The organism is Sorangium sp. So ce117 (assembly GCF_051524395.1).
GTDB classification, from domain to species: domain Bacteria; phylum Myxococcota_A; class Polyangia; order Polyangiales; family Polyangiaceae; genus Sorangium; species Sorangium cellulosum_B.
The window spans coordinates 4,699,537-4,712,330 of record NZ_CP150309.1 but is presented as its reverse complement, the minus strand read 5'-3'; the positions used below and the strand labels follow the sequence as shown (position 1 = coordinate 4,712,330).

General features: G+C 72.0%; 11 protein-coding genes and 1 pseudogene. 4 read left to right on the top strand and 8 right to left on the bottom strand.

All coding sequences use genetic code 11. The features are described from left to right. Positions 1–35 precede the first annotated feature (35 nt). Positions 36–275 (top strand): annotated as a pseudogene (locus tag WMF46_RS17580) (IS1182-like element ISStau8 family transposase); the annotation flags it as partial. Here the strand turns inward: WMF46_RS17580 and WMF46_RS17575 are convergent. From WMF46_RS17575 to WMF46_RS17560, 4 genes are read right to left on the bottom strand one after another with little or no spacing between them, the layout of a single operon-like run. Beyond that, on the bottom strand, positions 164–442 hold the full coding sequence (locus tag WMF46_RS17575) for a DUF1016 N-terminal domain-containing protein (protein WP_437986654.1): 279 nt from the start codon (positions 440–442) through the stop codon (positions 164–166). The pseudogene WMF46_RS17580 and the gene WMF46_RS17575 overlap by 112 nt on opposite strands. A gap of 4 nt (positions 443–446) precedes the next feature. Further along, on the bottom strand, positions 447–1,241 hold the full coding sequence (locus WMF46_RS17570; protein ID WP_437986653.1) for a hypothetical protein: 795 nt from the start codon (positions 1,239–1,241) through the stop codon (positions 447–449). An 11-nt stretch (positions 1,242–1,252) separates the two neighbouring features. Further along, a complete protein-coding gene (locus WMF46_RS17565) occupies positions 1,253–1,846 on the bottom strand; it encodes a hypothetical protein (protein WP_437986652.1) in 594 nt (197 codons plus the stop codon). Next, on the bottom strand, positions 1,843–3,219 hold the full coding sequence (locus tag WMF46_RS17560; RefSeq protein ID WP_437986651.1) for an AAA family ATPase: 1,377 nt from the start codon (positions 3,217–3,219) through the stop codon (positions 1,843–1,845). The genes WMF46_RS17565 and WMF46_RS17560 overlap by 4 nt, the downstream gene beginning before the upstream one ends. Before the next feature lie 208 nt (positions 3,220–3,427). On the opposite strand from WMF46_RS17560, the gene WMF46_RS17555 reads away from it, so the two are divergent. Continuing rightward, on the top strand, positions 3,428–3,565 hold the full coding sequence (locus WMF46_RS17555; RefSeq protein ID WP_437909601.1) for a hypothetical protein: 138 nt from the start codon (positions 3,428–3,430) through the stop codon (positions 3,563–3,565). Between the two features lie 313 nt (positions 3,566–3,878). Here the strand turns inward: WMF46_RS17555 and WMF46_RS17550 are convergent, their stop codons facing one another. Beyond that, positions 3,879–4,142 (bottom strand): hypothetical protein, encoded by a 264-nt coding sequence (locus tag WMF46_RS17550; RefSeq protein WP_437986650.1) that lies wholly within the window; start codon positions 4,140–4,142, stop codon positions 3,879–3,881. 509 nt (positions 4,143–4,651) lie between these two features. Between WMF46_RS17550 and WMF46_RS17545 the strand changes: the two genes are divergently transcribed. After that, positions 4,652–5,629 carry a hypothetical protein gene (locus WMF46_RS17545; RefSeq protein ID WP_437986649.1) on the top strand — a complete coding sequence of 326 codons (978 nt, stop codon included), beginning with the start codon at positions 4,652–4,654 and terminating at the stop codon, positions 5,627–5,629. A gap of 262 nt (positions 5,630–5,891) precedes the next feature. Here WMF46_RS17545 and WMF46_RS17540 read toward each other — a convergent pair whose 3' ends face one another. Next, positions 5,892–6,617, bottom strand: coding sequence for a hypothetical protein (locus WMF46_RS17540; RefSeq protein ID WP_437986648.1), 726 nt, complete (start codon positions 6,615–6,617; stop codon positions 5,892–5,894). Between the two features lie 382 nt (positions 6,618–6,999). On the opposite strand from WMF46_RS17540, the gene WMF46_RS17535 reads away from it, so the two are divergent. Beyond that, positions 7,000–7,893 carry a hypothetical protein gene (locus WMF46_RS17535; RefSeq protein ID WP_437986647.1) on the top strand — a complete coding sequence of 298 codons (894 nt, stop codon included), beginning with the start codon at positions 7,000–7,002 and terminating at the stop codon, positions 7,891–7,893. 29 nt (positions 7,894–7,922) lie between these two features. Here the strand turns inward: WMF46_RS17535 and WMF46_RS17530 are convergent, their stop codons facing one another. Next, positions 7,923–11,279: a protein kinase domain-containing protein gene (locus tag WMF46_RS17530; protein ID WP_437986646.1), complete on the bottom strand. Its 3,357-nt coding sequence runs from the start codon at positions 11,277–11,279 to the stop codon at positions 7,923–7,925. A gap of 8 nt (positions 11,280–11,287) precedes the next feature. After that, positions 11,288–12,730, bottom strand: a complete 1,443-nt coding sequence (locus tag WMF46_RS17525; RefSeq protein ID WP_437986645.1) for a sigma 54-interacting transcriptional regulator — start codon at positions 12,728–12,730, stop codon at positions 11,288–11,290. Positions 12,731–12,794 lie beyond the last annotated feature (64 nt).

Genomic DNA, 12,794 nt, shown 5'->3' with positions numbered 1-12,794 from the left:
AGAGGCATCACAAGACAGGGGCTCGTCCACCGCCGAGGCAGCACCGGCACGAGCTGTTCGATGAGACATTCCAGGAGCAGCTGGAGGGCATGTACCGGACGACGGGGGCAGGCGAGGCGCCGCATCCACCGGCGCTGATGTGCATGGTCACGCTGCTCCAAGGCTACGTCGGCGCATCGGATGCCGAGGCGGTGGAGTTGTCCGTCGTCGACCTGCGCTGGCAGATGGTGCTCGGCTGCCTGGGTGCGGCGACGCCGCCGTTCTCGGCTCGCGCTCGTGGCGGTCGAGCCATCCAGCGCTCGACGCGGCACATCTCGGCGTAGAACGCGCGCGCGAGGGGAGCCTCGAGCGGCAGCAGGAGAACGAAGTGGCTCCAGGTCAATTGTCGCGACAGCGCCGCGACAATTGACTCCTCGGGGAAGGCCTCGGCGAACTGGACCATGCGCTCAGGGGGCCTTGGTAGACGGGGGAAAGCTGTAGACGAGGGGGCTCGTCGCAGGGATGCGGAGCTCCGAGCGCTCCTGATCGTCGAGAGGCCATTTGCTCTCCAGCAGCTCGAAGATCCGGCCGTGGTAGCTCCACAGCCAGATCCAGGCATGCGACGAGCGATCGAGGACGGTCGCAGCTTCGAGCTTGCGCGTCACGAGCCGGCGATGGTCCTTGAAGAAATCGAGGTACTCGGGCGGCTCGTCCACCTCCGAGCTGATCGCCCACAGATAATCGACGAACCACAGGCCGTCCCTGTCCTGGCGGAGAAGCTTGCGAATGTAATCGAGCTCCTCCATGACCGAATGTTGCGGAGCGCGCAGGACGGCGTTCTGCTCGACCTCGCGGAGCAGACGGGGGTCGACGATGACCCGCGGGACGTGTGCGACCTCGTCGCGCAGGCGCTCGGCTTCCACGATGCCGCGGCCGATGACGAGATCGCCGTTCGCGGCGGCCTCGCCGAGCGCGATCGCGCCGCGCACGAGCACGCCGAGCGGCACGAGAGCCGCCTGGAGGTGGACGATGTTGAGCGCCTGCCAGAAGAAGAGCATCCCCGCTGGCCTCACCGGCGCGACGTGGAGCACGCGAGGGGCCGCGAGGAACATGTGGCTTCCCCAGAGCTTGGGTAGCTCGGAGTCGCCGAGGTGGCGCTGGACGATCGATAACGCCTGGCGCGCCCTTCCCTCGGGCATCTCGGGGTCGTCGACCCCGAGCAGCTCCAGCGCCGTGACGATGCACGGGCGCGGTCTGGGCAAGGGGGTCGCCTTCACGCAGGCGCCTCCGACAGCAGGCGGAGCGCGGCGGCCAGCGTTTCCAGCCCGACCCGATCGAGGAGCCCGCCCAGCTCTGGATCGGTGTCGTCGGTCACGAGCATGCACCCCTCGGCCCGGGCATGCCCGCCGACGAGCCAGTCGACCGTGGCGCCGCAGGTCCGGCCGGTGCCGGGAGCCTCCGCGGCGCTCGGGGGCAGCCCCAGGCACGAAAGGCAGCGGTCGCGCTTGGCGCGCTGCCAGGCCGCGTCGTTCGGGTACCGCTCGCCGAGCCGCGCCGCCGTCTCCAGCGCGTGCCGGGCGTCGAACGGCTGCACCTCGATCCCCTTGGAGCGAAGCCCGTCGAGGATGACATCGAGGTTGAAGGTCCCTCGCCATCGCTGCTTGAGGTCGAACAGCTTCTCGGCATAGGCGACGGCCGATATCACGAGCCGGACCGGCGCGCGGCCCTCGGCGGCCAGGCGGAGGTTGTGCCGCGCGATGCGGTCACAAAGCTCGTTGAGCCGCCGGTCGCGGTACACCGCGTTGGTGTCGAACGCCAGCGTGACGGCGCCCTCGCGCAGCCGCGCCGCGAGTTCGTCGGCCGTCACTGCTGTGGCCCCCGGTCCTCGAACAGCTCGGCATACTGGTCGTTCGTCAGCATGCGATAATGCCCGTCGTTATCGCGCACGAAGACCACGCCGCCTCCGTGCGAGAGCCCGAGCTGCTGCTGGACCTCGGGCGGGACCTGCACCACCCCTTCCATCGTCAGGTATCCGCGCGGCGCGCGCGCGCCCGAGGGCGGCGGCGGCGCCGCCGGCTGGGTGAACTCCCAGGCCTCCTCGGCAGACACCTTGTGGATCCGCGGCCCGTCCTCCGAGCGCGTGAGTAGGTAGAAGGGAGGCTGCTTCTCGAACTGCCCGGAGTGGCTCGTGATGAGGAGCTGCGACGGGGCTTCGGGGTCGGCGGCGAGCTCGTCGAGCACGTCGCGCAGCGCACGTTGCGCCGTCCAGCGCAGGTTCAGCTCCGGCTCCTCGACTCCGATGATGTCCGCGCCCGTCATCACGAGGCGCGCACAGAGGACCGCTATCTGCTGGATGCCAGAGCCCATCAAGCGCAAGGGCAAGAGCTCCGATCCGGTATCCAGGACCAGCTCCGCGCGATCGGCCTCGGTGTCGAAGCGCATGCGCCATTGCCCGGGGCCGACCAGATCCCCGAAGCGGCCGAGCGCCGCCACGAAACGCTTGAAGCGCTCGCGCGGTGCGCCGGTCGCGCTCTCGGCGTCGTGCAGCGCCTTGCCGAGCGCGCGGGGGAGCGGCTCGCGCGTCGCGAGCGGCGACGCGCCTTCCGATGCGTCGCGCGTGAGGGTGCGATCGGCGCGCACCAGCGCAAAGCGCGGCACGACCTCCTTCCGGCGCACGCGCTGCCCGAGCCGCTCCAGCACCAGCGCGAACGCGGCGTCCGTCGCCGCCTTGTCCCCCGCTCCGGCCGCGAAATCCGCGCCGTCCGTGGTACGCCGGAGCGTGGTGATCCGGACGGTCACCTCCTCCTCCCCGCGCTCGAGGCGGACCTGGGCGATGATCGGCTCATCGAGCCAGGGCGGATCGTCCTTCTCGCGATCGAGCTGGAGCTCCGCTTCGAGGACGATCGGCCCCGCGTCCTTCAAATTGAAGATCTCGGCCGGCGGGTATCCTTGAAGGGTGAAGTACTCGTACCCGCGCACGGCCTCGCGCGGCGGCCGCTCGTCCGGCGCGGCCTGGGGAGGCGGCGCGGTCCGCGCGTAGCGCTCCATGAGGCTCGGGCCGCCCCGCGCCTCCTCCCGCAGCGCCTGGATCGCCGCGAAGAACAGCCCGATGCTCTCCAGCAGGTTCGACTTGCCGACGTTGTTGTCGCCGTGCAGCACGTTGAGCCGGCCGAGATCGGCGAGGCACACCGGGGCGCGGAGGTTCTTGTAGCCCTGGACCTGGAACCGCTGGAGATGCATCGTCGGGTCCAGGGCATCCTAGGCGACGATCCTGCGAACGGCCAAGCCACGACCGGGTAGGCCGCGATCGGACCGGCGGCGGTCCGGACGACCCCGCTAGATGCTCGTCGTCGGCCAGAGGTACACGAGCCCGACCGGCGCGAGCCGCTTCAGGCTCACGCGGTAGAGCGCCTCGAGCTCCGCCGGCTCGTCCCGGATCTCGTCCTCGATGGCAGAGCTCCGCGCGGAGCCAGCGCAGGAGCGCCGCCACCTTGGCGTCGGGCCGGTGGCGGTGCTGGCGGGAGAGGTCGAGCATGCGCTGGAGCAGCTGCCGGGCGCGCCCCTCGGGGGATGGGAGCGCGGTTGACGCGCGGAACGGCGCCTGGAAGAGGTCGGCGCGCGTGGCCGTGACGCTGCTCCACTTGAGGGCGTGGAAGTAGGCCGCGAAGCGGCGCGGGGGGTCGAGCGAGGCGACCGCGCCGAGCCCCTCGGCCTCGAGCTGCAGGACCTTCGCGCCGAGCGCGATCTCCCAGAGCACCGAGAGGCGGACGCCCTGCGCATCGTCGTCGAGGCAGACGAGATCGACGCGGGTGGCCTCGCTCGGGGCTTCGGGCGTGATGACGTCCTCGACGAGGTACTGGCGCTGCCGGACGAGCGCGATGTCCCCCTTCACGGGCTCGTCAATGACCGACGACGGAGAGAGCCATCACCACGCAAGCGAGAATGAGCGCCGAGCAGATGGGCAACACGAGCCAGAAACCGAGGTACGGCGTGGAAGGGTGACGGACGCGAACGAGACTGACGACAAGGACGTAGAGCGCAGAGGCCAGCGTCAAGGCAAACGCCAACGGCTTGAGCATCCTCGTTCCTTCAATCGAAAAGACATAGATGGAAAACAGAGTTGGCAGCGCGAGCAAAAGGACGATGAAAATCTTCAGGAACATGCCGAACGCTCGTCTGGTCGATCACGGTTTCAGGTTCACAGAAACAGCACCTTTGCGCGGGATCCGAGTCTCAAGGTGGGCCGTCGACGCGTCCGCGCTCCGGCGAACAGGGAGCCCTACCGATTTCTACCGCTCTACCATACGCGCATACGCGTCGCCCAGATTGGATCGCAGCATGACATGTCACGATCACGGCGTGACATGTCACGGATCGCAGCATGACATGTCACGATCACGAACCACCGCCCGCCGGCGGCTCACGAGAGCCTGCGGGCGCTGGCGAGCGGCAAGGCTCGTGGAGCGTTCGAAAAGCTCGTGAACATGTTCTCGAGCGCGCGTCTTTCGTGCGCGAGACTCGATCGGGATGGATCGCTGGGATAACGTCGAACGGTCGGGCGACCTCTCCGAGGCCGGTCGTCGCAACCCCAGATGGGCGGATCGCGGAAGCGCGCTCTGCGCCGGAGCCAGATTCGATGAAGAATACCATGTTGAACACGAGAGCCGCAGCGATGCTGGCAGCGATCATCGGAGCCGGCACCATCGGCTCAGGCTGCGAGCAGCGCACCGGCGAAGATCCGGAACATGTGGTGTGTTACGCGTCGAGCTGTGGTGTCGTCCTGGCAGACGAGCAGGCCTGGCCCGGTTTCATTGCGCTCGACGGCGCCAATGTCTACTGGCTGAACGCCTCCGATGGCGGGGTCATGAAGTCTCCTCTCGACGGCGGCGCGCCCACCGTCCTCGACGAGGGGGATATCTCATGGGGCCTGGCGGTGGACGCCACCCACGTCTACTGGACGAGCAACGTCTTCGTGTACATAAGCGCCGAAGAAGAGCGCCGGATGACCCGGTTGATGAAGGCGCCCATCGGAGGCGGCGCCCCCGTCATCATCGCCGAATTGGACGAAGTGATGGGCGACCCCCTCGATATCGAGGTCGACGCCCGCAATATCTACTGGACGGACGACGAGACGGTGATGAAGATTCCGATCGAAGGAGGCACCCGTGTCATCCTCGCGGACGGGCAGCGCTATCCAGAGGATCTCGAGGTCGACGCCGACAGCGTTTACTGGACGAACGGCGTCGGCGACTCGGTGATGAAGGTGCCGATCGAGGGAGGCACCCCTGTCGTCCTCGCCAGCGAGCAGCCGTACGCAAGGCACATCGAGGTCGACGCCACCAGCGTCTACTGGACGACCGCGCAGAACCAGCATGAGGTCACGCACTCGGTGATGAAGATGCCTATCGAGGGGGGAACCCCTGTTGTCCTCGCTGACAAGCTGGCCCCGATCGCGGGGCTGGCAGTCGACGACGCCAGCGTCTACTGGACGGACCTGGACGGGGCGGTGATGAAGATGCCTATCGAGGGTGGCGATCCCGCCGTGCTCGCGCTCAGGCAAACGGACGCCGGGAGCATCGCGGTTGACGCGACGAGCGTCTACTGGACGAACTCGTACTACGGCGGCGCGGTGATGAAGATGCCGAAGTAGCTCCGGGCGCGCGCCGGGGACCGATGCCAGCGAGCTGCGCGTGAAGCTCGAAGAGGACGTCCCAGACCGGCAGCCTCGCTCCAGCGAGATGGCGGCGGCGCTCGTCCAGGCTCATCGATGCGAGCGCGTCGCCGGGACCGAGATCGAGCGTGGCGAGAGCGCGCGCTGACAGGCGCTTCAGGAACGCGTGCTGTTTGGGCTGGACACTCATGACGCCACGCCACCGCGTGATCCTCGCGGCCACTCCCCCTCCCTTCGTAGTCTATTGCTGCGAGCGCTGATAGGTATTCCCGGAGTCGTCCTGCACCACGACGGCGAGCCCGTCCACCGCCTCCACCTCGAGCTCTTCGTCGAGCACCCGCGTTCGAAAGGCCCAGCCGTCGGGGAGCGTCAATGTCTCGCCGAGCTTCGCGAGCGACGCCTCGTCCTGCTGCACCTCCTGCACGCTGTACGATTGCATCTCGTAGATCGCGCCCTCCGGATCGACGAGCTCGTAGACGCTTTTTCCCGCGTCGTAGCCCCACGTCGTGTCGCGCCGCACGGTGCGTGTCTCGTAGGGCTTCGCCTTGCCCGAGGCCTCGGCGAGCGCGACGTTGAGCGTGCCTGTCTTGCGCATCTCGATGCCGCCGAGCGTGCGCACCTCAGGATCGAGCACCTTCGAGCCCTCGAAGCTGTCGATCATCCAGTGGCGCGGGCCGTTCATGACCACCACGTCCGCCCTCGTCTCGGCCTTCACCTCGGCCTCATCGACCGCGGCCCACGCCGCCTCGGGGCACTCGTTCAGGCCCTGCGTGTTGTACACGTCGATCGTCACCGATCCCGCGCCGGGATCCGCGTCGCCGAGCAGGATCTCGCAGTAACGGCTCCCCCGCAGGGCCTCCTGCGCGGGCACGGGCGTCTCGGTTTCGACGGGCTCCGTGCTGCTGCCACAGCCGACCGCGGCGAGAACGAGCGTGAGGAAAACGGAGAGCGACGACGGCTTGTTCATGGCGCGTACCTCGGGCCGAAGGCGTTCGTGGAGCGCGCGATCGCGCCCTCTTTCCCCTACTCCCGCAAAAGGCCCCGCCGACCCGACACGGCCTCGGTCGATTTTTCCCCTCGCTCCGGCAGCTCGGGCAGCTCCGATGGGCGCCTGTCATGGCGGCGCAACACCCGCTGTCCGCGCGACGGTCACCTGTAACGCCGCCGTACCACCTCGCCGGGAGACGCGCGGCCAAATCCGCCGCCGCCGCGCCGCTCCCAAACATGGCACGGCGCATGCTCTTGTCCCCGGCACGCAGCGCGGCGATCATGGCCGCTTGTGTCCACGCTCGGCGAGCTCGCCGTTGCCGTGAACGAAGGCTCGAAACTCTCTGGACGAGGAGATCGCGATGAAGCGCTCTGCTGGTGCGCACGGGATGGTGATGGGCGTCGGGCTCCTCATGGCGGCTTGCGGGCCGGCGTCGGAGTTGGAGATCGAGGTCGAGATCGACGAACCAGGGCTCGAGGCGACGGTGATGAAGCCCGGTATCCCGGACACCAACGGGACCCCGAAGCTCGCGTGGCACACATGGAAGTACGCGGTGGTCACGGCGCTGCGGAGCCCGCTGCTCAAGGGCGACCAGATCCACCCGGACATCCTCGCCACCAAGATCCTCGACGAGGCTGCGCCCGGGGGCGTGGACGGCAAGGAGGTCTTCGGTCACACCGTCCGCTGCGCCGCCGCCGCCGGCACCGTCGTGCACCACGGCGAGGAGGTCTACCTGGGGCGAGGGATGGTGAGCAGCGCGTCGGCCTGGACGGAGGAGGGGCTCTCCGATGCCGTGATCGGCAACGTGCTGGAGTGCGTGATCGCCTACGTCAACGACGTGACCGACGGCCTCAGCGTCCTGCTCACGGGCACCCAGGTGACCGACGACGGGGCGCCTCACACCGAGTACGTTCACCGCGAGGCGCTCTGGTGCGCGGTCCCCTCGACCGCGTTCGGCGCCATGGTGTCCGTCTATGCAACGGCCCCGTTCATCGCCCATTGCGATGTCGACCCTGAGTCGGCGCTGAAGCAGCGGTACTGCTACAAAGAGGGGGCCTGCGGCCTCAACTACATGGGGCCCCTGGCGGACAGCATCGATGACGGCACCTGCCAGCCCGTCGGGCTCCCGGGGCACGGCCAGTTCATCTGCAACGACAAGCCGTGCACGATGACGTGGCTGAAGGACATCGAGCCCGACTGGTGCCGTGAGCCCGGGCGCGAGCGCGCGAGCGCTCCCGCGCTCTTCCCCCGGTGAGCGCCGCGGTCCGCGGTCCGCGGGGGCGGTCAGGGCGCGGCAGGGTCGGGCGCCTGGCCCGCGAGCCGCCGCGCCTCCGCGAGGCGCGCGCCCTCGGTCCGGGCGCGCAGCGGGTTCGCCAGGAGGGCCGCCTCCAGGGCCGCGGCCCCGCGCCGGGCGGCCTCCTGCCGGGCCGCCGCGCCGGGCGCGGCCGCGGCGCGCAGCAGCCAGAGCCCGCCCTGGGCCACGAGCGCCCGGTCGAACTGCGGGTGGAGCCCGAGCGCCGCGTCCGCATGCCGGAGCCCCTCCGCGATGTCGGCGGCGGCGTCCCCCCCGCGGTCCGCCCGGTGGGCGGCGCGGGTCTCGTGGATCTCGGCCAGCAGCGCGGGGAGCCGGGGATCGGCGCGCTGCCCGCCGAGCAGGGGGTCGAGCACGGCGAGCGCCGCGTCGAGCCGCGCCGCGTCCGGCCGGCCGCGCTGCGCGCTCCACCGGTAGGCGAGCAGCTCCACCTCGGCGCGCTGCAGCCGGTCCGACACGTCCCAGGGCGCCACCGCGATCTGGCGATCGAGCGCCTCGCGCGCGATCCGGATCGAGGGCGACGGGTCCTCACCCCGCGCGACCCCGGCGCGCGCCTCGAGCACCGCCAGCATCGCCCGCAGCGAGTCCGGGAAGGCGGTCGCGTCCGGCGCCACCTCCAGCGCGCTCGCCCGGACGCGCGCGAGCGCCGGGCCGGGATCCGCGCCCGCGTCGAGCGCGTGCAGCGCGAGCGCGTGCTCCAGCCAGACCCGCCAGTAGGGCGCCCAGCCCCAGGAAGGGTCCTTGTGATGCATCGCCTCGATCACCTGCTGCGTCCGCTGAACCGCCTCCTCGGGGGAGCGGCCGGCGCGGACGAGGTGCTCTGCCTCGTAGACGCCGGTGACGAGCCGCGAGGTGCGCGCGCCGTCGAGGCCCGGGTCGAGCGCGAGGACCTGGTCGCAGCGGGCCCCCGCGCGCTCGAAGGAGCGGCTCGGGTCGCGGCCGTGCAGGGAGTCGTGGCGGCCGAGCTCGGCGTGGACGGAGCAGAGCTCGGCGAGGGCCCAGGCGAAGTCGGGCTCGCGCTGGAGCGCGGCCTCGTAGCCCTGGATGGCGCGCTCCAGGTCCGCGCGCTGGTCGCGGCCGAGCATGTCGGCGTGGTACGCCCGCGCGCGGGCGACCGCGGCGGCGACGTACCGGGCGAAGGCGTCGTCCGGGCTCCTGTCGAGCGCCGCCTCGGCGCGCGCGGTCGCGGCGCGCAGGGCGGCCTCGGCGTCCTCGCCCGGCTGCATGCCGCTCGCGGCCCACCAGGCGAAGCAGTTGTGGACCCAGGCGAGCTTGACCAGCGCCTCGGGGCTCCGCGGGCTCGCCTCGAGCGCCCGCTCGCAGGCCGCCCGCGCGCGCTCGAAGCTCGGGCGCATCGAGTCGCCGCGCTTGCCGGCGGCGTTCATGGTCTGGGTCCAGAGCTCGCACGCGGCGGCGTGGACCGAGGGGTCGGACCGGCCGTGATCGGCGGCGATCCGGTACGCCTCGGCGGCGCGGTCGAAGTAGCCCTTCATCCGGTCGAAGTCGAAGGCGGCGGCGTCGTGGCGGTGGCGGCTCCCGAGGGCGAAGAGCACGTCGCCCTCCAGCTTCTTCGCCTCGTGGAGCCACGGCGCCGCCGCGAACGCCTCCCGGGCCCTCTCCAGCGCCTCGTCGTGCCTGCCCTCGGCGAACGCGAGCAGCCCTTCCACGTAGGCGGGCGCCTCGATGGCGCCGTGCGCCGGCGCCTCGCCGGCGCCGCCCAGCGCCGCGCGGAGGTGCCCGACCGCCGGGGCCTTGTACTCGACCTCGAGCGCCGCGATCCGGGCCTCGCGCTGCGCCGGGTCGCGGATGCGGCGGGTCTCCTCCAGGGCGCGGCGGTAGAGCTCGGAGAGCGCCACGCCGGCGGCGTGGTCGAGCCCCGGCGATCGGTACCCAGCCCGCTCGGCCGCGCGGAGGTGGTCGAGCGCGGCGCGCGGCTCCTGGAGCGCGAGCAGGCCGCGGCCGAGCGCGTACTCGCCGGGGCCGCGGCCGACCTCGCCCGCTGTCGCCATCCGGGCCTCGACGGCCCCGAGCCGGGCGCGGACAACGTCGCGCTCGCGCTCGACGTCGTGGAGCGGCATCGCGTGGGCGGCGCGCAGGAAGAGCTCCATCTCCTTCACGGTCTCGCCGAGCTCGCGCGCGAGCTCCGCCTGCTCCGCGGCGGCGCGCCGGCCGCGGACGAGGAGGCCGGCGACGACCAGCGCCGCGAGCAGCAGCGCGGTCACGCCCGCGACGGCCGCCCGGTGCCGCCGCGCATGCCGGGCGAGGCGGCGGCCGAGGGAGGCGCGGCGCGCGAGCACGGGATCGCCGTCCAGGAAGCGCTGCAGATCCTCGCCGAGCGCGCGCGCCGACTCGTAGCGGGCGCCGGGCTGCTTCTCGAGGCAGCGCATCACCACCGCCTCGAGATCCCGGGGGATGTCGCGGTCCAGGGTCCGGAGCGGCGGCGCGTCCGCGTCCAGCACCTGGCGGAGCACGTCCATCACGGCGCCCCCGGTGAACGGCGGGCGGCCGGCGAGCAGCGCGTAGAGGGTCGCGCCGAGGCCGTAGACGTCGGTCCGCCGATCGAGGGCGTGCACCCGGCCCGCGGCCTGCTCGGGCGCCATGTACGCGGGGGTTCCGAGCAGGGCGCCGGTCAGGGTGGGCCCGCTCTCCCCCGCCTCGCGCGCGATGCCGAAGTCCATGAGGTAGGGGCGGTAGGCGCCGTCCGTGCCCCGCTCCAGCATGACGTTGCTCGGCTTGACGTCGCGGTGCACGAGGCCGAGCCGGTGCGCCTCGTGGAGCGCGGCGGCGACGGCCCGGGCCACGCGCACCTTCTCCTCGAGGGTCAGATCGCCGCGGGCGTCCTGGAGGGAGGGGCCGTCGATGCAGCGCATGACGAGGAAGGGCACGTGATCGGCGACGCCTGCCTCGTGGACCTCGCAGACGTTCTCGTGGCGGAGCCGCGCCTGGGAGCGCGCCTCGCGCAGGAAGCTCCCGTCGATCTGCGCGCCCGCCGAGAGGAGCTTGATAGCGACGCGCCGGCCGAGCCGGAGATCCCGGGCCCGGTAGACGACGCCCATGCCGCCGCGGCCGAGGAGGTGGAAGTCCTCGAAGCGCGCGTGGAGCGAGGGCGGTACCGGCGAGGGTGGGATCGACGAGGGCACCGCGGGCGCGTCGGCGGAGCGCCGGCTCTCCTCGCCGAGGCCGAGATCGGACGTGGCCTCGAACGCGGCAGGCGACGCCCCGGGCGCAGCGGGCGAAGCCCCGGGCGTGGCCGGGCCGGTGACGGTCGCGTCGTCGCGCCCGCGCCGCGGCCACGGCGGGGCGTCGACGCGGGGCTCGTCACCGTCCACGGGCACGATCATCGGGCCCGGAGGCCATGGCGCTGGAGCAGCCGGTGGACGAGCTGGCGGGAGACGCCCATCGCGTCGGCCGCGTGCGAGATGTTGCCCCCGTGCTGCCGGAGCTTCTCGGTGACGTAGGCGCGCTCCAGCTCCTCCAGCACGACCTCCCGCGCTTCGGGCAGCGGCAGCTCGAGGAGCCTTCGGAGGCGCGCATCCCCTGCCCCTGCCGGCGGCGCGCCGGAGGGCGCCGCGCCCGACGGAGCCGCTCCAGAGGGCGCGGCGCCCGAGGGATCGGGCCGCGCCGCTTCCGCGCTGACGCTCCCCTGCGGCGCCGGCGGCGCGGCGCCGAGGATCTCGTGGAGCAGCTCGGGGAAGAGGACGAGCCGCGCGACGGTGTTCCGGAGCTCGCGCACGTTCCCCGGCCAGTCGTACGCCTCCAGCAGCGGGAGCGCGCCCGGCGGCAGGTCCGCGAGCGCGCGCGGCGGATCCCGCGCGACGAGGAAGCGCTCGACGAGGAGCGGGATGTCGTCCTTGCGCTCCCGGAGCGCGGGGACATGGACCTCCACCACCGAGAGGCGGAAGTAGAGATCGGCCCGGAACGAGCCGTCCTGGGCCTTCGCGCGCAGGTTCCGGTGCGTGGCCGCCACGATCCGCGCGTCGACGGGGACCCACTCGTTCGAGCCGAGCCTCCGGATCTGCCGCCCCTCGATGGCGCGGAGGAGCTTCGGCTGGAGATCGAGCGGGAGCTCGCCGATCTCGTCGATGAAGAGCGTGCCCCCGCTCGCCTGCTCGAGCAGGCCCGGCCGCGCCGCCGCGGCGCCCGTGAACGCGCCGCGGGCGTGGCCGAAGAGCTCGCTCTCCACCAGGTTCGGCGCGATGGCGCCGCAGTCGACGACGACGAACGGGCCGTCCTTGCGGCGGCTCCGCGCGTGGATCGCCCGCGCCAGCACCTCCTTGCCGGTGCCGGACTCGCCGAGCAGGAGCAGGGTCTCGTCGGTCGGGGCCGCGCGCTCCAGCTTGGCGAAGAGGGCGCGCATGGTGAGGCTCCGGCCCGCGGCGTCGCCGAACGCGTCCGCGGCGGAGAGCGGCAGGACCGCCGCCGGGCCCGCGGGGCCGACGACGATCTCGGAGCCGCCGACCGTGGCGGGGACGCCGGGCGGGACGAAGGCCTCGCGGATCCGGACGTCGCGGACCAGGGTGCCGTTCTTGCTGCCCAGGTCGCGCAGGAGCACCCCCTGCTCGGTCATCCGGATCTCGCAGTGCCTGCGCGAGGCGCGCGGATCGGCGAGGACCAGATCGCAGTCGGCGCCCGCGCCCACGACGAGGGGGCGCAGATCGAGCGGCGCGGTCAGCGTGCGCCGGTCCGGGAGGGTGACCGTCACCGAGACCGCCGGGAGCCGGAGGGAGCGCCCCTGATCGAAGCTCGTGAGCGTGCAGGTCGCCCCGGGATCGTCGCCCATGAGCGCCATGGTGCCCCTGAGGGAGGCCGCGTCAACCCGGAACCCGCGCGCCCGCGGGGCGGCG